The organism is Enterobacter sp. BIDMC93, assembly GCF_001037805.1.
GTDB lineage: Bacteria > Pseudomonadota > Gammaproteobacteria > Enterobacterales > Enterobacteriaceae > Enterobacter > Enterobacter hormaechei_C.
This window is the reverse complement of sequence record NZ_KQ089962.1, coordinates 1,874,234-1,893,810: the sequence shown is the minus strand read 5'-3', so window position 1 is coordinate 1,893,810 and position 19,577 is coordinate 1,874,234. Positions and strand designations below refer to the sequence as shown.

General features: G+C 53.2%; 16 protein-coding genes and 4 tRNA genes. 12 read left to right on the top strand and 8 right to left on the bottom strand.

Going from position 1 to position 19,577, the window contains the following annotated elements; genetic code table 11:
* Positions 1 to 10 precede the first annotated feature (10 nt).
* Both lpxP and ypdK read left to right on the top strand, forming a co-directional pair.
* Positions 11 to 931, top strand: a complete 921-nt coding sequence (gene lpxP / locus SK58_RS09005) for a kdo(2)-lipid IV(A) palmitoleoyltransferase (protein ID WP_086527955.1) — start codon at positions 11 to 13, stop codon at positions 929 to 931.
* A gap of 358 nt (positions 932 to 1,289) precedes the next feature.
* Entirely contained in the window at positions 1,290 to 1,361 is a 72-nt protein-coding gene (gene ypdK, locus SK58_RS22860; protein ID WP_099458937.1) for a membrane protein YpdK, read from the top strand.
* Positions 1,362 to 1,419: 58 nt separating this feature from the next.
* Here the strand turns inward: ypdK and alaC are convergent, their stop codons facing one another.
* On the bottom strand, positions 1,420 to 2,655 hold the full coding sequence (gene alaC, locus SK58_RS08995) for an alanine transaminase (protein ID WP_048219708.1): 1,236 nt from the start codon (positions 2,653 to 2,655) through the stop codon (positions 1,420 to 1,422).
* Positions 2,656 to 3,041: 386 nt separating this feature from the next.
* Here alaC and SK58_RS08990 point away from each other — a divergent pair, with 386 nt between their 5' ends.
* Together SK58_RS08990 and SK58_RS08985 are read left to right on the top strand one after the other, a co-directional pair.
* Entirely contained in the window at positions 3,042 to 4,739 is a 1,698-nt protein-coding gene (locus tag SK58_RS08990) for a sensor histidine kinase (RefSeq protein WP_032619300.1), read from the top strand.
* Positions 4,740 to 4,752: 13 nt separating this feature from the next.
* Complete coding sequence (locus tag SK58_RS08985) at positions 4,753 to 5,484, top strand: LytR/AlgR family response regulator transcription factor (RefSeq protein ID WP_015572237.1); 732 nt, start codon at positions 4,753 to 4,755, stop codon at positions 5,482 to 5,484.
* A 35-nt stretch (positions 5,485 to 5,519) separates the two neighbouring features.
* Here SK58_RS08985 and glk read toward each other — a convergent pair whose 3' ends face one another.
* Positions 5,520 to 6,485 carry a glucokinase gene (glk, locus tag SK58_RS08980; protein WP_045327736.1) on the bottom strand — a complete coding sequence of 322 codons (966 nt, stop codon included), beginning with the start codon at positions 6,483 to 6,485 and terminating at the stop codon, positions 5,520 to 5,522.
* A gap of 205 nt (positions 6,486 to 6,690) precedes the next feature.
* On the opposite strand from glk, the gene SK58_RS08975 reads away from it, so the two are divergent.
* Positions 6,691 to 7,926, top strand: a complete 1,236-nt coding sequence (locus SK58_RS08975) for an ion channel protein (protein ID WP_048219706.1) — start codon at positions 6,691 to 6,693, stop codon at positions 7,924 to 7,926.
* Here the strand turns inward: SK58_RS08975 and ipdC are convergent, their stop codons facing one another.
* Positions 7,927 to 9,585 carry an indolepyruvate decarboxylase gene (gene ipdC / locus SK58_RS08970; protein ID WP_045327733.1) on the bottom strand — a complete coding sequence of 553 codons (1,659 nt, stop codon included), beginning with the start codon at positions 9,583 to 9,585 and terminating at the stop codon, positions 7,927 to 7,929.
* Positions 9,586 to 9,771: 186 nt separating this feature from the next.
* On the opposite strand from ipdC, the gene mgrA reads away from it, so the two are divergent.
* Positions 9,772 to 10,770 carry an L-glyceraldehyde 3-phosphate reductase gene (mgrA, locus tag SK58_RS08965; protein ID WP_045327731.1) on the top strand — a complete coding sequence of 333 codons (999 nt, stop codon included), beginning with the start codon at positions 9,772 to 9,774 and terminating at the stop codon, positions 10,768 to 10,770.
* A gap of 126 nt (positions 10,771 to 10,896) precedes the next feature.
* Positions 10,897 to 11,244 (top strand): DUF2502 domain-containing protein, encoded by a 348-nt coding sequence (locus tag SK58_RS08960; protein WP_015572233.1) that lies wholly within the window; start codon positions 10,897 to 10,899, stop codon positions 11,242 to 11,244.
* A gap of 33 nt (positions 11,245 to 11,277) precedes the next feature.
* Here the strand turns inward: SK58_RS08960 and SK58_RS08955 are convergent, their stop codons facing one another.
* Complete coding sequence (locus SK58_RS08955; protein ID WP_023295104.1) at positions 11,278 to 12,516, bottom strand: Nramp family divalent metal transporter; 1,239 nt, start codon at positions 12,514 to 12,516, stop codon at positions 11,278 to 11,280.
* Between the two features lie 345 nt (positions 12,517 to 12,861).
* On the opposite strand from SK58_RS08955, the gene nupC reads away from it, so the two are divergent.
* On the top strand, positions 12,862 to 14,049 hold the full coding sequence (nupC, locus tag SK58_RS08950) for a nucleoside permease NupC (protein ID WP_006811440.1): 1,188 nt from the start codon (positions 12,862 to 12,864) through the stop codon (positions 14,047 to 14,049).
* A 46-nt stretch (positions 14,050 to 14,095) separates the two neighbouring features.
* On the opposite strand, the gene SK58_RS08945 is transcribed toward nupC, so the two are convergent.
* From SK58_RS08945 to SK58_RS08935, 3 genes are all read right to left on the bottom strand, one after another.
* Positions 14,096 to 16,285 (bottom strand): sensor domain-containing phosphodiesterase, encoded by a 2,190-nt coding sequence (locus SK58_RS08945; protein ID WP_048219704.1) that lies wholly within the window; start codon positions 16,283 to 16,285, stop codon positions 14,096 to 14,098.
* A 212-nt stretch (positions 16,286 to 16,497) separates the two neighbouring features.
* Positions 16,498 to 16,573: transfer RNA gene (locus SK58_RS08940), tRNA-Ala, on the bottom strand.
* Between the two features lie 41 nt (positions 16,574 to 16,614).
* Positions 16,615 to 16,690 (bottom strand) — tRNA-Ala (locus SK58_RS08935).
* Between the two features lie 217 nt (positions 16,691 to 16,907).
* On the opposite strand from SK58_RS08935, the gene SK58_RS08930 reads away from it, so the two are divergent.
* Both SK58_RS08930 and SK58_RS08925 read left to right on the top strand, forming a co-directional pair.
* On the top strand, positions 16,908 to 17,270 hold the full coding sequence (locus tag SK58_RS08930) for a YfeC-like transcriptional regulator (RefSeq protein WP_015572232.1): 363 nt from the start codon (positions 16,908 to 16,910) through the stop codon (positions 17,268 to 17,270).
* Between the two features lies 1 nt (position 17,271).
* Positions 17,272 to 17,658 (top strand): YfeC-like transcriptional regulator, encoded by a 387-nt coding sequence (locus SK58_RS08925; protein ID WP_017383469.1) that lies wholly within the window; start codon positions 17,272 to 17,274, stop codon positions 17,656 to 17,658.
* Positions 17,659 to 17,709: 51 nt separating this feature from the next.
* Here SK58_RS08925 and gltX read toward each other — a convergent pair whose 3' ends face one another.
* Positions 17,710 to 19,125, bottom strand: a complete 1,416-nt coding sequence (gltX, locus tag SK58_RS08920; protein WP_015572231.1) for a glutamate--tRNA ligase — start codon at positions 19,123 to 19,125, stop codon at positions 17,710 to 17,712.
* Positions 19,126 to 19,383: 258 nt separating this feature from the next.
* Here gltX and SK58_RS08915 point away from each other — a divergent pair.
* Both SK58_RS08915 and SK58_RS08910 read left to right on the top strand, forming a co-directional pair.
* A tRNA-Val gene (locus tag SK58_RS08915) sits at positions 19,384 to 19,459 on the top strand.
* A 40-nt stretch (positions 19,460 to 19,499) separates the two neighbouring features.
* A tRNA-Val gene (locus SK58_RS08910) sits at positions 19,500 to 19,575 on the top strand.
* The last annotated feature ends 2 nt before the right edge of the window (positions 19,576 to 19,577 follow it).

Genomic DNA, 19,577 nt, shown 5'->3' with positions numbered 1-19,577 from the left:
AGGTTCCACTATTTTGTCTCAATCCAAATTTCAGCGGGCGTTTCTGCACCCGCGCTACTGGTTTACATGGTTCGGCCTTGGCGTGCTTTGGCTGCTGGTTCAACTTCCTTATCCCGTGATCCGTTTCCTGGGTTCTAAGCTCGGTAGCGCATCGCGTCACTTCCTTAAGCGTCGTGAGTCCATTGCCCGAAAAAATCTCGAACTTTGCTTTCCGCATTACAATGCCCAGCAGCGCGAAACGCTGATTGCGGAAAACTTTAAATCTATCGGTATGGCGCTGCTTGAAACCGGTATGGCCTGGTTCTGGCCAGACGAGCGTGTCCGTAAATGGTTTGACGTGGAAGGCCTGGATAACCTGAAACGTGCCCAGATGCAAAACCGCGGCGTGATGGTTGTGGGTGTGCATTTTATGTCGCTTGAGCTGGGCGGCCGCGTTATGGGTCTTTGTCAGCCGATGATGGCAACCTATCGCCCGCATAACAGCGCGCTGATGGAATGGGTACAAACGCGGGGCCGCATGCGTTCAAATAAGGCGATGATCAGCCGTAACAATCTGCGCGGTATGGTTGGCGCCCTGAAAAAAGGGGAAGCCGTCTGGTTTGCCCCGGACCAGGACTACGGTCCTAAAGGCAGCAGCTTTGCCCCTTTCTTTGCGGTTAAAGATGTCGCTACGACGAACGGTACCTTTGTGATTTCACGTCTCTCAGGCGCCGCGATGTTGACGGTGACCATGGTCAGAAAAGCGGATAAGTCAGGCTATCGTCTGCATATCTCCCCAGAGATGGCGAACTATCCAGAAGATGAGAGTGAAGCCGCGACCTTTATCAATAAGGTGATTGAGTTTGAGATTATGCGTGCGCCTGAGCAGTATCTGTGGATGCACCGCCGCTTTAAAACCCGCCCCCTGGGCGAAGCCTCGCTCTATATCTGACCCCTGTCGAAGGTTAGTTTCGCTAAGAAACTAGCCTTTTCAAACACCTGTAATCGCAGTGCGTAACGGCTTTTTCGACCGTCGCTCAACAGGCATTTATTGCGTACCGAAATCAAACTGTCGCCGTTCCACGACACTCGTAAGTGTCGGAAATTATTTAAAAAAATGCCTCTTGTCACTCCTGAAATTTAGGCGTACATTAGCGCCGTCTGGCGACAGGAAAGCACAGAATTCAGAGCTGAAGTTAGCGACGTCACGGGATAATTCCGATTTCCCCTTTCGCATGATTTCAACTCTCTATACTCAGTTGGACTCTGTTTTTTTAATGCGTACCGGAAGATACGCGGAGCGATGAAACGTGAAATATTTCTTTATGGGCATTTCGGTTATTGTTTTAGTTTGGGCCGGAACGTTTGCTCTGATGATCTAGTTAAGAAAATGCAGTCAAAAAAACAGGCGCCGTTGGCGCCTGTTTTTTTTGGTGTCCGTTACGACTCGGGTTGTTCCGCAACGCTCTTCGCTGCAAGCAGGCCATCCGCGCGGAACATGCTTTTAATGCCCCGCACTGCCTGACGGATACGGTCGCTGTTTTCAATCAGCGCGAAACGCACGTGCGTGTCACCGTAGTCACCAAAGCCAATGCCTGGAGAGACGCAAACCTTCGCGTCCTGAAGCAGTTTTTTGGCAAATTCCAGAGAACCCATCGCCGCATACGGCTCAGGGATTTTCGCCCAGACGTACATAGAGGCTTTAGGCATTTCCACCATCCAGCCTGCTTCATGAAGCCCTTTTACCAGCACATCACGACGGCGTTTGTACTGAGCGGCAATATCGAGCACGCAATGCTGATCCCCTTCCAGCGCCGCGATGGCCGCGACCTGTAACGGCGTGAAGGTGCCATAGTCATGGTAGCTTTTAATACGCGCCAGGGCGCTCACCAGCGTTTTGTTTCCCACCATAAAACCAATTCGCCAGCCCGCCATGTTGTAGCTTTTCGACAGGGTGAAAAACTCAACCGCCACATCGCGGGCACCCGGTACCTGCATAATTGACGGCGCTTTCCAGCCATCATAAACGATATCGGCGTAGGCAAGATCGTGTACCACCAGCACGTCGTAACGCTTAGCCAGCGCGACCACTTTCTCGAAGAATTCGAGTTCAACGCATTGTGCTGTTGGGTTTGACGGGAAACCGAGGATCATCATTTTCGGCTTCGGATAGCTTTCACGAATCGCCCGTTCCAGCTCGTTAAAGAAGTCGACGCCTTCCACCAGCGGGACAGAACGCACCTGCGCGCCGGCAATCACCGCCCCATAGATGTGAATGGGGTAGCTCGGATTCGGCACCAGTACGGTATCGCCGTGATCCAGCGTCGCCAGCATCAGGTGGGCCAGCCCCTCTTTGGAGCCAATGGTCACAATCGCTTCACTTTCAGGATCGATATCGACCTGATAACGATCCTGATACCAGCGGGAGATCGCCCGACGTAAGCGTGGAATGCCGCGTGAGGTGGAATACCCATGGGTATCAGGACGCTGCGCAACCGTGCAGAGTTTCTCAACGATATGCGGCGGCGTTGGGCCGTCAGGGTTACCCATACTGAAATCGATAATGTCTTCGCCGCGCCGACGCGCAGCCATTTTCAGTTCAGCAGTGATATTGAAAACATAAGGGGGGAGACGATCGATACGCGTAAAACGGCGTTCAGGACTGAATTCAGCCATAGATTCCTCAGAGTCACGTTAGCGCCCGGACCGTCCGAGCGACGCTGCCACCCGTGTGGCGTGCTTAGAAAATAACCTGAAGAAAAAGACGCTGTCGAGAGGATAACGGCAAAACAATATTTTGCGCTAAAACGGGAATGCGATTGCAGTGAAAAGCGGAACTCTTATCGTGAACAGGCAGTTTTAAGCGCTACGATTTAACACAATATTTTCAGTATCGTTACCTGACGTTTCTCCCCAAACGGAAAAGCACCGGCTTTCAGTCAAAAGCCAGCAATCCCCTTTGAGAATTATGGTTTTTCCCCATTTGATAAATCTGATGGATAGCTGGTCATCAGGCCCTATGTTTTCTATCATAGATTTTTCCCGTTTTCCCAGGCCTGACCGTGCACGAAATCTTCAATATGCTCCTGGCGGTGTTCGACCGCGCGGCATTAATGCTGATCTGTCTCTTTTTCCTTATCCGCATCCGCTTGTTCCGCGAACTGTTGCATAAATCTGCCCATTCGCCAAAAGAGCTGCTGGCCGTCACGTTTATCTTTTCGATGTTTGCCCTGTTCAGCACCTGGTCCGGGGTGCCGGTAGAAGGCTCGCTGGTGAACGTGCGCATCATCGCCGTCATGTCGGGCGGGATCCTCTTTGGTCCCTGGGTTGGGATTATCACAGGCATCATCGCCGGCACCCATCGATACCTGATTGATATTGGCGGCGTGACGGCCGTCCCCTGCTTTATCACCAGCATTATTGCCGGGCTGCTCTCGGGCTGGATTAACCGCAAAATCCCGAAAAAGCAGCACTGGCGTGCGGGGATTATCGCGGGGATGGTCTGCGAAACGCTGACCATGATCCTGGTCATCGTCTGGGCGCCAACCGTTGCGCTGGGGCTGGATATCGTCTCGAAGATCGGTATTCCTATGATCCTCGGGAGCGTCTGTATCGGTTTTATCGTGCTGCTGGTGCAAAGCGTGGAGGGCGAAAAAGAGGCCAGCGCCGCGCGTCAGGCCAAGCTGGCGCTGGATATCGCCAACAAGACGCTGCCGCTTTTCCGACACGTTAACGCCGAATCTTTACGTCAGGTTTGCGATATCATCCGCCGTGATATTCACGCCGATGCGGTCGCCATCACCAATATTGACCACGTGCTGGCTTACGTTGGCGTCGGGGAGCACAATTATCGCGACAGCGACGATACCATCAGCCCGACCACCAGACAGGCGATTAACTACGGAAAAATCATCATTAAAAACAATGATGAAGCCCACCGGACGCCAGAGATCCACTCAATGCTGGTGATCCCGCTGTGGGAAAAAGGCGTGGTCACGGGGACGCTGAAAATTTACTACTGCCATGCGCACCAAATCACCTCTTCGCTCCAGGAGATGGCGATTGGCCTGTCGCAGATTATCTCCACTCAACTTGAGGTTTCGCGTGCAGAGCAGCTGCGCGAGATGGCAAATAAGGCAGAGCTGCGCGCCCTGCAAAGCAAGATCAATCCCCATTTCCTGTTTAACGCGCTGAACGCTATCTCCTCTTCCATCCGTCTGAATCCGGATACCGCGCGGCAGCTGATATTTAATCTGTCGCGCTATCTGCGCTACAACATTGAGCTAAATGACGACGAGCAGATCGACATCAAAAAAGAGCTGTATCAAATCAAGGATTACATCGCCATCGAGCAGGCACGCTTTGGCGATAAGCTCACGGTCATTTACGATATTGATGAAGAGGTCAGCTGCGTGATCCCAAGCCTGCTGATCCAGCCTCTGGTGGAAAACGCCATTGTTCACGGTATTCAGCCGTGTAAAGGCAAAGGCGTAGTAACGATTAGCGTGACGGAAAGCGGTAACCGCGTGCGCATCGCCGTGCGCGATACCGGGCACGGCATCGATCCGAAAGTCATCGAGCGCGTCAAATCAAACGAAATGCCGGGCAACAAGATCGGACTGCTGAATGTGCATCACCGGGTCAAACTGCTGTACGGTGACGGGCTGCATATTCACCGTCTTGAGCCGGGCACCGAAATTGCCTTTTATGTTCCGAATGAGCGAACGCCCGTGAATGCCCCGATATCCTTGTTGCCGTAGGCCGGAGTAACAGATGAAAGTCATCATCGTAGAAGATGAATTTCTGGCTCAACAGGAGTTGAGCTGGCTTATCAAAACCCACAGCCAGATGGAGATTGTTGGCTGTTTTGAGGATGGTCTGGACGTGCTGAAATTTTTACAGCATAACCGGGTCGACGCGATATTCCTCGATATTAATATTCCGTCGCTGGACGGCGTCCTGCTGGCGCAAAATATCAATCAGTTCGCCCACAAGCCGTTTATTGTGTTTGTCACCGCGTGGAAAGAGCATGCCGTGGAAGCCTTCGAGCTTGAGGCGTTTGACTATATTCTGAAGCCGTACCAGGAGTCGCGTATTATCAGCATGCTGCATAAGCTGGAAGCCGCGTGGCAGCAGCAAGCATTACCCGCCAGTGCCAGCCCGGTAGCGCGGGAAAACGACACGATTAATCTGGTGAAGGACGAACGGATCATCGTCACGCCTGTCGACGATATTTACTATGCCGAAGCGCATGAAAAAATGACGTTTGTCTATACGCGGCGTGAATCCTACGTAATGGCGATGAACATCACCGAATTCTGCAATAAACTCCCGGCCGCTCACTTCTTCCGCTGCCACCGCTCGTTCTGCGTCAACCTGAACAAGATCCGCGAAATCGAACCCTGGTTTAATAACACCTATATTTTGCGGCTGAAGGATCTGGATTTCCAGGTGCCGGTAAGCCGCAGCAGGGTGAAAGAGTTCCGCCAGCTCATGCACCTGTAGCGCGTTCCCTCTCCCGCAGGAGAGGGGAATGAGCATCAGAGGATCTGACCCAGTACCTGACGCAGATGCGCCCCGGAGCCCAGTAAGCCTGGGTTGTCGTGGACAATCAGGTAAACAGGAATGTCCTGGACATAACTCCTGAAGCGGCCTTTGTCTTCGAAGCCGCCACGGAAGCCGGAGGCGGTAAAGAAATCGAGGAAGCGCGGTACGATCCCGCCCGCAATATAGACCCCGCCAAAGGTGCCAAGGTTCAGCGCCAGGTTGCCGCCAAAACGCCCCATGATGACGCAGAACAGCGACAAAGCACGGCGGCAGTCAATACAGCTGTCGGCCAGCGCGCGTTCGGTCACATCTTTAGGTTGCAGATTTTCCGGCAGACGACCGTCTGATTTTACAATCGCCCGATACAGGTTCACCAGGCCCGGACCAGAAAGCACCCGCTCGGCCGACACGTGCCCAATCTCAGCGCGTAGCTCCTCAAGAATAATGCCCTCTTCTTCGCTGTTCGGCGCAAAATCCACGTGACCGCCCTCGCCCGGCAGGCTGACCCAGCGTTTGTCGACGTGGACCAGGTGCGCCACCCCCAGGCCGGTGCCTGCGCCGTAAACGGCAATCGGTTTGCCTTCAACCGGGGCCGTACCGCCGAACTGAATCAGATGCTCTGGTTTAAGCATTGGGATAGCCATGGAAACCGCAGTGAAGTCGTTGATAATTTCAAGGTGCGAGAAGCCGAGGTTTTTCCGCATTTCGGCAATTGAGAAGGCCCACGTGTGGTTGGTCATCGCCACCCAATCGCCGGTGATCGGACAGGCAATAGCGATACAACCGTCTTCAACGCTCACTTTATGCTCTTCCAGATAGACGCGAACCACCGCTTCCAGGCTTGGGTAATCCAGCCCTGAATAGGTTTTCGCCTGAGAAATTGCACCGCTGTTCACATCGCACAGGGCAAGGCGCGCGTTGGTGCCGCCTACATCACCTACCAAAGCATACTTTGTCATTCTTCTACTGCTCCGCTAAAGTCAGAATAAATCTTTGGGACACTGTAAATTCAAGGCGTGATAACAACAACGACCAGAAGGTGACTGCCCATGGATTATCGATCTTCGTCACATTATAACTTTACCGTTTCAGCACCTTTTGCACTATTGCCACAATGCTGATTGTGCAAAGTAACGTTAAGCCGTTTTGTACAAGGAAATCATCATGCTCCATCCGCGAGCCAGAACCATGCTGTTATTGGCTGTCCCGGCGCTGATTATTGGCGTGGCGTCGAGCCTGGTGCTCATCGTCGTCATGAAAGTGGCGGCGGTGCTGCAAACGATTTTATGGACCGCGCTTCCGGTAAAACTCGGCATCAGCATTGACTCGCCGGGGTGGATCATGATGATGCTGGCCCTGACCGGGATTGCCGTAGGGCTGGTGATCCGCTATAGCCCGGGTCATGCCGGGCCGGACCCGGCACTGGAACCCTTGATTGGCGCCCCTGTCTCTCCCTCTGCTCTGCCGGGGCTTATTATCGCGCTGATTATCGGTCTTGCGGGCGGCGTAAGCCTCGGGCCTGAACATCCCATTATGGCGGTTAATATCGCGCTGGCGGTCTTTCTGGGGGCGCGTCTTTTTCCGCGCGTTGGTGCGCTGGACTGGACGATCCTGGCGTCAGCAGGCACCATCGGGGCGCTGTTTGGCACTCCGGTCGCGGCTGCGCTCATTTTTTCGCAAACCCTCAGCAGTGATCATGAAGTACCGCTGTGGGATAAACTCTTCGCGCCGCTAATGGCCGCCGCTGCGGGAGCCCTCACCACCAGCCTGTTTTTCCATCCCCATTTTTCACTCACCATCCCCCACTACGGCCAGATGCAACTCACCGATATTTTCAGCGGTGCCGTCGTCGTCGCGATCGCCATTGCGCTGGGGATGGTCGCGGTGTGGTGTCTCCCTCGCCTGCATCGCCTGATGCACAGGCTGAAGCATCCGGTGCTGATTCTGGGCATGGGGGGTTTTATTCTGGGCGTTTTAGGCGCCATCGGCGGGACGGTTACGCTGTTTAAGGGTCTGGACGAGATGCAGCAGCTGGCCTTCAGCCAGGTCTTTAGCGTCTCCGATTATCTGCTGTTCGCGCTGGTAAAACTGGCGGCGCTGGTGGTCGCTGCGGCCTGTGGTTTCCGGGGAGGTCGTATCTTCCCGGCGGTATTTGTTGGCGTCGCGCTGGGGCTGATGCTGCATGAGCACGTTGATGCTGTCCCTGCGGCAATTACCGTCTCCTGTTCCATTCTGGGGCTGGTACTGGTAGTCACGCGCGATGCGTGGCTGAGCCTGTTTATGGCGGCCGTTGTCGTGCCGGATACCACGCTTCTGCCGCTGCTCTGTATCGTGATGTTGCCCGCCTGGCTCCTGCTGGCGGGCAAACCGATGCTGATGGGATGGCGAAACGACAGGTAATCAGGCGTTATTGCGCGCCTCCAGCGCTTTGGTCAGCGCGCTCAGCAGCGGCGGAATATCGGCTTTCGGCAGCATCACCTCGATCAGCGAAAGCCGCTCATGGTGTGCCACTTTATCCAGCACCTCCGCCAGCGCTTCCGCTTCGCTGACGCGCCAGCACTCTGCCTGAGGCGCCAGGCTCAGCGCCTGCGGGATCTGCGTCCAGTTCCAGAGGGCAATGTCGTTATAGCGTTGCTCCGGCCCGTGGATGGCCCTTTCCACCGTGTATCCTTCGTTGTTAAGCACCAGAATAATCGGGCGCTGCTTGTCGCGCAGCATCGATCCTAGCTCTTGAATGGTCAACTGCGCGGCGCCGTCACCCGTCAGGACTATCACGCGTCGGTTCGGACACGCCGTTTGCGCGCCAAATGCTGCCGCCAGCGTGTAGCCAATCGATCCCCACAGCGGCTGGACGATAAAGTTCACGTCCGCCGGTAAACGCAGATCGATAGCGCCGAAAGCAGACGTTCCCTGGTCAGCCAGAATAATGTCTCCGGGGCGGATAAACGTTTGCAGGGTACGCCAGAAGCTCTCCTGAGTCAGCGCCCCTTCGATAGTCGGGAACGAAAAGCCGCTGTGATCCAATGGCGCTCGCGTATCACGAACATAGGTTTTACACAGCGCTGTCAGCGTTTCAATGGCCTCCCTCATCGGGATACCCGTAAACCAGACGTCGCCGACGCGGGACGCGTGTGGCTGAACCTCTATCGTCTGGTCTGGCGTCAGCTGGTGGGTAAACCCGGCAGTGAGCGTATCGGTAAAGCGCGTGCCAATACACAGCACCGTATCAGCCCCCTCGATGGCCTCTTTGACCGGCGCGGCGCTCGCCGATCCGCTGTAGGTGCCGTAAAAACCGCTCTGTCGTTCGTCAAAAATGCCCTTGCCCATCAGCATGGTGGCGTGTGCCATCGGCACCTCTTTCACCCACGTCTGAAGGGCCGTGCGCAGACCATGGCGGAGTACCAGGAAGTCCGCTAACAGCGCGGCGCGTTTGCTCGTGGACAAGCGCTTTTCGGCAGCCTCACGGAACGCCTGCAAGCAGGCTGAATCAGCCGGTGCGGGGTTAACAGTGAGAGCGCTTACAGGGGGCGTAGCGGCTTTTTTCGCCACATCAGCGGGCAGCATCAGGTAGCCCGGACGGCGCTCCCGCAGCATAGTGGTCAGGACTCTGTCAATTTCATAGCAGGCGTTTTGTTCGGTAAGTACCGCCTGTGCAACGGTGATGGGTTCGCTCATATGATAGAAATGGCGGAACTCGCCGTCGCCCAACGTATGGTGCAATAACTCTCCTCGCTGCTGCGCCGCCATACCCGGGGCCCCCACAATATGGAGGACGGGAACATGTTCGGCAAAGCTGCCCGCCACACCGTTCATGGCGCTTAACTCCCCAACGCCGAATGTCGTCAGGAGCGCGGCAAAGCCCTTACAGCGGGCATAGCCGTCTGCGGCGTAAGACGCGTTCAGTTCATTGGCACAGCCCACCCAGCAGATGTCCGGGCTGTCTATCACGTGATCGAGAAATTGCAGGTTATAGTCGCCTGGCACGCCAAACAGATGATCGGCACCACAATCTGTTAGTCGGTCCAGCAGGTAATCGGCGACGCAATAGGGGGTACGCATATTATAAGTGTCCTTCTGACGTTGACCTCACTCTGAGTATTAAATAAGCGTGAAGCGTGTCCAGAATTGGCGACAATCAGGGTCTGGAAAGAATGCTTTACGAAAAAAGCTGAGCTATGCTCATTTTCTTCAGGTTAGTGTAAACGTATACACTGATGTTTCTTTCCAGCGCCAGAGGTCTCGCCAATGGGTTATCAGCCTGACAAAAATCGTTATCAGACAATGCAATATCGCCGCTGTGGGCAAAGCGGCCTTAAGCTTCCCGCCATCTCGCTGGGGCTTTGGCATAATTTTGGCGACGCGACGTTACTCGAAAACAGCCGTCAACTTTTACAGCGTGCTTTCGATTTGGGTATTACGCATTTTGACCTTGCCAATAATTACGGCCCGCCTCCTGGTTCGGCCGAACGTAATTTCGGGCGCATTTTGCAGGAGGATTTCCTGCCCTGGCGCGATGAGCTAATCATCTCCACCAAAGCGGGCTACACCATGTGGGACGGGCCTTACGGCGACTGGGGCTCACGTAAATATCTGATCGCCAGCCTGGACCAGAGCCTCAGGCGTATGGGGCTGGAGTATGTCGATATTTTCTATCACCACCGCCCGGATCCACAAACGCCGCTACGTGAAACCATGAAAGCGCTTGACCATGTGGTGCGTCAGGGCAAGGCGCTGTACATCGGTCTGTCCAACTACCCGGCAGAAGTGGCAAGGCAGGCGATTGAAATACTGGAGGATCTGGGCACGCCATGTCTGATCCACCAGCCGAAGTACTCCATGTTTGAACGTGCGCCTGAAGAGGGGTTGCTGGACGTGTTGCAGCATAGAGGGGTGGGATGTATCCCCTTCTCCCCCCTGGCGGGCGGACAGTTGACCGATCGCTATCTGAACGGTATCCCGGCGGATTCTCGCGCAGCAAGCGGCAGTAAGTTCCTTAACCCGGAGCAGATCACCGACAAAAAGCTGGAAAAGGTACGCAAGCTGAATGCGCTGGCGGAAAACCGGGGGCAAAAGCTATCGCAAATGGCACTGGCCTGGATCCTGCGCCACGATGCGGTGACATCCGTGCTCATCGGCGCAAGCAAGACCGGACAAATTGAAGATGCAGCAGGCGTGCTTGAAAATTGTCGGTTCACGGCAGAAGAGCTGAAGACGATAGATACGATCCTGTCCAGTTCAGATTAAAAACACTTTTAGCAAAAAGTGCTCTCGTTCCTGATTTAGGAGTTGAGGCGATGAAACGAATGTTTACCAACTCGTAAAATTGCGTTAACAGGTCGCACAGCGGCCCCGATCGTGAAGGAGAAGAGTATGTTCAGGTCACTGATTCTTGCAGCGGTATTACTGGCTTCGGCCCCGCTGGTCGCCAGTGCGGGCGAAATCACCCTGTTGCCATCGATTAAATTACAAATTGGCGATCGTGATGACTACGGCAGATACTGGGACGGTGGCTACTGGCGCGACCGTGACTACTGGCATCGCCATTATGAATGGCGTCAAAACCGCTGGTGGAAACACGATAACGGCTATCACCGTGGCTGGGATAAGCGTAAGGCTTACGAACGCGGCTACCGCGAAGGCTGGAACGATCGTGACGACCGCCGTGGCGGCTGGGGTCATGGAAAAGGCAGAGGCCACGGTCACGGCCATCACCATTAACAACAAAAAGGAGCCTTCCGGCTCCTTTTTCTTTTACAGGCCTGCGGCTGTGCCTATCAGCAACCACAAGTTTAACGCCACCACCACGACCACAATGGCCCACCCGGCGCGCTTCACCCACGTCGAATTCACCAGTTCGCCCATCAGCGATTTATTACTGGTGAAGATCAGCAGTGGCACCAGCGCCAGCGCAATCCCGAAACTTAGCAGTACCTGACTCATCACCAGAATGCGGGTCGGATCCAGCCCCATCAGGATCACAACAAAGGAAGGCAGCATCGTGACCGAGCGGCGAACCCACAGCGGAATATGGAAACGTACGAACCCCTGCATCACCACCTGCCCGGCCAGTGTCCCCACAACCGTAGATGAAAGACCCGCAGCAACCAGGCTTAAACCAAAAATAGTGGCAGCGGCATGACTCAGCAACGGCTCCAGCGTCAGGTAAGCCTGGTCGAGATCGGCAACCCCGGTATGCCCGTTAAAGTGGAACGCGGCGGCGGCGGTCGCCATCATCGCCAGATTCACAAATCCGGCAATGGTCATCGCGATAGTCACATCCCATTTCGAGGCGGAGTAGCGCTCTTTACTCGTCCCGCCATGCAGATTCTGGGTTAATGAAGAGTGCAGATAAATGACGTGCGGCATGATGGTCGCCCCCAGCACCCCCGCAGCCAGAAAAACGGCTTCAGAAGTGGGTAACGACGGGATCACCATCCCTTTCGTCAGCTGCGCCAGATTCGGCTGGGAGAAAATCAGCTCAACAATATAGGCGGCAGCGACGAACAGCAGCAGGCCGCCGATGACTTTCTCCAGCGGTTTTTGTCCCCGCCGCTGGAGCATCAGAATCAGGAAAGTGGCGATACCGGTCAGCACGGCCCCCTGAAGCAGGGAGACGCCCAGGATAAGCTTAAAGCCGATCGCCGCCCCGATAAACTCGGCGAGATCGGTGGCCATGGCGATAATTTCCGCCTGAACCCAGTAAAACCAAACTGCCGGACGTGGATAATGATCGCGGATTTGCTCCGCCAGGTTTTTTCCGGTAGCAATACCCAGCTTCGCGGAGAGCATCTGAATCAGCATCGCCATCAGATTGGCCCAGACCACAACCCACAGCAGTTTATAGCCGAAACTGGCCCCGGCCTGAATGTTGGTCGCAAAATTACCCGGATCGATGTAGCCAATCGCGGCAATGAATGCCGGTCCCATTAATGCGAACCGCAGCTTGCGTGCCGCTCTGCCGCTGCTACTCTCTACGCGACTATTCGTCATTTCTGCCTCTGGAAATATAGCCTTTGCTATGTTTTATGCTATCAAAATGAGAATGATTATCAAGTTCATTTGTAACGGTTAACATGATTTCTCTGATAGTCAGGAACGATAGACAGGCAGGTGGAGCAAGGTCACAGAATGTGAAAATGCGCAGACATTTGTGAAGCGTAGCACACAAACTTAACTTTTCACTCATTTACCTAACATAACAAAAATGTCTTGTTGATCACTATTTTTGAGACTCGTCACAGGATGTAACTATAGTGTGGGCTTGATCTCGTTTTCTTTGTGCTTGTTACATAGAATGTGCACGGAAATTAAACCTGCCTCATATTTGGAGCAAATATGGACCGCGTCCTTCATTTTGTCCTGGCACTCGTTGTCGTTACTGCACTTGCATTGCTGGTCAGCACAGACCGCAAAAAAATTCGTATTCGCTATGTTGTCCAACTGCTGGTCATTGAAGTTTTACTTGCGTGGTTCTTCCTGAACTCCAACGTAGGCCTGGGCTTCGTGAAAGGCTTCTCCGAAATGTTCGAAAAACTGCTCGGATTTGCCAACGAAGGGACAAACTTCGTCTTTGGCAGCATGAACGATCAGGGTCTGGCCTTCTTCTTCCTGAAGGTGCTCTGCCCTATCGTCTTCATCTCTGCCCTGATCGGTATCCTCCAGCACATCCGCGTTCTGCCGGTGGTTATCCGTGCGATCGGCTTCCTGTTATCGAAAGTTAACGGCATGGGCAAACTGGAATCCTTTAACGCAGTCAGCTCGCTGATCCTGGGTCAGTCTGAGAACTTCATTGCGTATAAAGATATTCTCGGCAAGATGTCCCGTAACCGCATGTACACCATGGCGGCAACCGCAATGTCTACCGTTTCCATGTCTATCGTGGGCGCGTATATGACCATGCTGGAACCAAAATACGTAGTTGCGGCGCTGGTTCTGAACATGTTCAGCACCTTTATCGTGCTTTCGCTGATTAACCCGTACCGCGTGGATGCCAGCGAAGAGAACATTCAGATGTCAAACCTGCACGAGGGACAGAGCTTCTTCGAAATGCTGGGTGAATACATTCTGGCGGGTTTCAAGGTTGCAATTATCGTCGCCGCGATGCTGATTGGCTTTATCGCGCTGATCGCTGCGCTGAACGCCCTGTTTGCGGCCGTACTCGGTATCTCCTTCCAGGGTATTCTGGGCTACATCTTCTACCCGATTGCCTGGGTGATGGGCGTGCCCGCTCACGAAGCGTTGCAGGTGGGCAGTATCATGGCAACGAAACTGGTTTCCAATGAGTTCGTGGCGATGATGGATCTCCAGAAGATTGCCAGCACACTCTCCCCTCGTGCGGAAGGGATCCTGTCCGTCTTCCTGGTCTCCTTCGCGAACTTCTCTTCCATCGGTATTATCGCTGGTGCGATTAAAGGCCTGAACGAAGAGCAAGGTAACGTCGTTTCTCGCTTTGGCCTGAAGCTGGTTTACGGTTCAACGCTGGTGAGCGTCCTGTCTGCCTCTATTGCAGCACTGGTTCTGTAATTCATACCGTGCAATAAAAACCGGGAGCCATCGCTCCCGGTTTTTTTTATGCCTCCAGCGCCGTCAGGGGCAGTGGTTTACCAATCAAATAGCCCTGCAAATAGTCCACGCCGAATCGCAGCAACATCTCGCGTTGTTCAGCCGATTCCACATATTCAGCCACCACACAAAGCGATTTCGTTTTGGCCATGTTGCAAATGGACTGCACGATCATCGCATCCATGCTGTCGGTGCAGATATCTTTCACGAAGCAGCCATCGATCTTAATGATATCGGCCTCCAGCCGCTTCAGGCGCTCAAAGTTGGCATAGCCGGTACCAAAGTCATCAATAGCAATGCGGAAGCCGTAATCCCGCAGCTGCTGGATATTGTTGATGCTGCTTCCCGAGTCAGAGAAAGCCTGTTCCTCGGTGATCTCAATGACGATATCTTGCGGCGCAATGGCGTAGCGTTCAAAAAGCGCGATGATCTCAGCCGCAATCTCATTTTGCATCAGCGTCAGCGGCATCAGATTTACGGAGAACCGCGTTCCGGCCCGTTCGGACGGATGGCTGCGTATCCACATCAGCAATTTTTCCACCACGTTCAGGTCAAATCGGTGGCTCAGGTTAAACTGAGCAATCAGCGGAATAAAGCGATCAGGCGTGATGATCTCACCCTCGCTTTCAAGCCTTGAGAGGATTTCAAAGTACCCTTCCCCACGCGCGTTATGGATTGGCTGGGCGTAAAGGTGAAGCCCACCGATATCAAGGGCGCGTTTTATGCGGGCCAGCATCAGCACTCTGTCCGTCGTCTGACCGGAGACATCATCCAGACTGTTGGTTAACGCCAGGACGTTGTGCCCGGCACAGGACTGCTCGGAGAGCCAGCTCAGCTGACCCAGCGTGTGATGCAGGCTTTCTCCATCCGGCACTTCACCCCAGGAGGCGCCAAACTCGATGTCGAGCTCAGTCTTGTTCCAGATAATCTTACGGCTGTTCAGATGATCAACCATATATTGCAGACGTTCAGCCGTGCCCGGACCCAGCAAGACCACTACCAGCTCACTGCCCGGCAACTGGAAGAGCTTCTCGTCTTTTTGCAATAACGGTTGCAGCGACGCGGTTATCATCTTTTTACAATGTACACGCATGAGGATGCCGTAGTGACGGCTCAGGAATTCGAGATTATCCAGGCGCAGGCAGCAGACTTTGGCCTCGGGATGGTGCTGTAAAAACACTTCCAGCGCACGAATGTTAGGCAGACCGGTGAGCGGATCGGTAAGCGCCCTCTCCTGCCACCCCTGTTTCAGCCATTCACTTTTCTGATAGATCCGCGACATGTAAAGCAGGCAGATGGCGAAAGAGATAAGCACCGACAGGATAAAGGAGAGCGAGTGGCCCGATTCAACGCCATTAAGAAAATTATAATTATAGGTCAACAGCATGAGCGCCGAGGCCGCCCAGAATAAAGAGATGAGCGCATAGCTCAGACGACCAATCCCCAGGGTGAAAAGAATGAAAACGATTGGCATCAAATAACCCGCAATAAACTGCGACTCAAAAGGCGCGCATAAAATAGCGATCATCGAGATCAACAGCATCAGCCACACAACGATAAATAACGCTTTTTTGTGACAAAAGAGGGGCTTCACGCTTCGCCGCCAGAATGTTCGGGCATAGCGAGGATTAATAATCATTCTTAACGGATAATAGAACATCATGGTGAAAATCAGGGCGGCACAAATCAGACTCTGAATATCGATAACGTTATAAATTGCAGAGCCTTCGCCGAAATAGGAGGAGATTGTCACCGGGAAATCAAATAAATATCCCGCCAGATACATCGATAATTTGATGCCCACAGGCACCATAAATCCGAGCCAGAAAATACGTATGCCAATGTACTTATTCGGTATGCTGTGTCGCCAGCGCTTGCCCAGCACCAGCCGGATGACGCCACAGGCGGCGAAAACGGAAAACGTCTGACAACATAATAATACGGCTGATTGTAGCGGCGTTAAATCAAGGTTATAAATGTTAGTAACGCTAAAACCAAACAGCAAAGGAATGATTGCCCGTCGTCCAAATAACAACACGATGGCGAGCATGGCACTTAAGGGCAACCACGCCAGATAAACATCATTTTCGCTGACGATGGCCCGTGGAGAGATATAACGAGAAAAAGGAATCGCAATCAGGCTTAGCGCCAGGGCAATCATAAATATCTTTACATTATTGTAAATTTTTCTATTCATTAATCCGGATAATCTATTTTACCATCGTCTCATTGACCGCATGGATAATAGGTTTATTAATAACACGAATCAAGTTCAGGTCTATTTATAGACTTGTTTATTGATTTGGATTGAGGTGAGGTGTAGAAAACGACGTTAATTGCAACAAAAACAGTCTAAAATATTTTACAAGATATAAAAAAACCCCCGTCTTGCGACGAGGGTTTAAATTTTGGTGGAGCTAAGCGGGATCGAACCGCTGACCTCTTGCATGCCATGCAAGCGCTCTCCCAGCTGAGCTATAGCCCCACATGTTACTTTACCTACCGCACTCTGTTGGGTTCAGAGTTTGGTGGAGCTAAGCGGGATCGAACCGCTGACCTCCTGCATGCCATGCAGGCGCTCTCCCAGCTGAGCTATAGCCCCGTCGTAAAGCTGTCATGTTGACGGGCGGCATAATATGAATTCCGCCGCAGAGTGTCAACGGCAAATTCAGCCTCCGCCTTTCAATCGCCGAAAAATCATGCAAATGAATCACTTTGCGAGCCTGCTCGCAGCCAGGAGTTAAGCTTGTCACGTTTTCACGTAAAACGGTGCTATAAAATGAACCACTAATTAACCCCACAGATATTCAGGAAATTGTATGATCAAGGAACGAATGACGCCAGAAGAGTTAGCCCTGCTGACTGGCTATAGCCGACAGACCATCAATAAATGGGTACGCAAAGAGGGTTGGATTACATCGCCAAAGCCAGGCGTTCAGGGTGGCAAGGCGCGTCTGGTACACGTCAATGAAAAAGTGCGCGACTTTATTCGCAGCGCGCGCAGGGCAACAGAGACGCCGGAACTGCCAGATAAGGCGTACCACGAGGGCTCGCTTCATGCCCTGCTCCTGACGCTGGCGAATGAAATGACGCCGGAAGAGCAAAAGCAGATGACATCGCTGTTACTGCGGGAAGGGATTACCGGCTTGTTACAACGTTTAGGGATTCGCGACCAACGCTGATATGAAAAGATTACGCAGCAAAATGACCACGGAAGAGCTGGCGGACAGTCTGGGCGTAGCCCGACAAACCGTTAATCGCTGGATACGACAGAAAGGATGGAAAACGGAGGGTATCAACGGTGTAAAAGGCGGAAGAGCGAGGGTGATATGTATTGATGCGCACGTTAAGGAGCACATCATTAGTCTTCCCGCCATTCGTAACCGTCGGGCTGTTTACCATGTGGCGGAAAGCCCTTCCCACTACGGCGTGGCAACCTCATCCAGCCTGCTTCCACAAATTATCGACTCGCTGGAAAACATGACGACTGTCGAACAGGAACGTTTGCACAAGTTGCTCGCTCGTGAAGGGTTGCAGGGTTTTCTCACGCGTCTTGGTATTGCTGAATAACAGGCATAAAAAACGGCAGGTTACCCTGCCGTTTTTTGTATTACACGAGTATTACTGCTGGCTTTCACGCTCAGCAATAAAGCCCAGCGCTTTGTTGATACGCGCAACGCTACGTGATTTGCCGATGGCATGAACGGTCACGTCCAGCGCCGGAGACTGGCCTGCCCCCGTCACCGCAACGCGCAGCGGCATACCGACTTTACCCATGCCAATTTCCAGCTCATCAGCGGTAGCCTGAATCGCGTGGTGAACATTTTCCGCAGTCCATTCGGTAATGGCTTCGAGTTTATCACGCACCACTTCCAGCGGCTGACGCGCAACCGGACGCAGGTGTTTCTTGGCCGCGTCGGCGTCGAACGCGTCAAACTCTTCATAGAAGTAACGGCAGCTTTCAGCAATTTCTTTCAGCGTTTTGCAACGCTCGCCAAGCAGCTTCACCAGATCCGCCAGTTCAGGGCCCGTACGGGTATCGATGTTTGCCTGTTCAATGTGCCATTGCAGATAAGTCGCCACATATTCTGGCTGCATGGTATTGATGTAGTGATGGTTCAGCCACAGCAGTTTGTCAGTGTTGAACGCGCTGGCTGATTTGCTGACAGAGTTCAGAGAGAACAGCTCGATCATCTCTTCGCGGCTGAAGATCTCCTGGTCACCATGAGCCCAGCCCAGACGCACCAGGTAGTTCAGCAGCGCTTCCGGCAGATAGCCGTCATCACGGTACTGCATCACGCTCACCGCGCCATGACGTTTGGACAGCTTTTTACCGTCGTCACCGTTGATCATTGATACGTGCGCATACACCGGTACAGGCGCGTTCAGCGCTTTCAGAATGTTGATCTGACGCGGGGTGTTATTGATATGGTCTTCACCACGGATCACGTGAGTGATTTCCATATCCCAGTCGTCCACAACTACGCAGAAGTTATAGGTTGGCGATCCGTCAGTACGACGAATGATAAGGTCATCCAGCTCCTGGTTGCTGAATTCGATCGGGCCACGGATCTGGTCATCAAAGATAACAGAGCCATCCTGTGGGTTAGCAAAACGCACTACGCAAGGCTCATCCGCAGCATGCTCGCTGTGGTCATGGCGGCAACGACCGTCATAACGCGGTTTTTCGCCTTTTGCCATTTGCTCTTCACGCAGCGCATCCAGACGCTCCCTGGAGCAGTAGCACTTATAGGCCGTGCCTGCCACCAGCATCTCGTCAATTACGGCGTTATAGCGGTCAAAACGTTTGGTCTGGAAGTATGGGCCTTCGTCCCACGCCAGATTCAGCCAGTTCATCCCATCCATAATGGCTTCAATTGCTTCCGGCGTTGAGCGCTCCAGATCGGTGTCTTCAATACGCAGCACAAACTCACCGTTGTTGTGACGTGCGAAAAGCCAGGAGTAGAGAGCGGTACGTGCACCACCGACATGCAGATAGCCTGTCGGGCTCGGCGCGAAGCGAGTTTTGATTTTCATGAAATGGCCTTACGTTATAAAGATGCCGGTAATCGGCAAATTCCGGGAAGAAAACAATGGGCAATATTCTATCACTGTGGGCCGATTCCTCAATGTCGATCACTTTATCCGGTTCGAGATTGCTGTTTTTGTTTATAAATCATGCGCCACAGTCCGTTTTGCGATCGTTTTGACTAATTTTACGACGAACGAATAAAAACTTTAGAAAATGCGTTGACTCATTTTCAACTCTCCCTATAATGCGACTCCACACAGCGGGGGTGATTAGCTCAGTTGGTAGAGCATCTCCTTTACACGGAGGGGGTCGGCGGTTCGAGCCCGTCATCACCCACCATCTACTTCGGTAGACTCGCAGTGTAGATAAGCATGAGATTGGGCGATTAGCTCAGTTGGTAGAGCATCTCCTTTACACGGAGGGGGTCGGCGGTTCGAGCCCGTCATCGCCCACCATT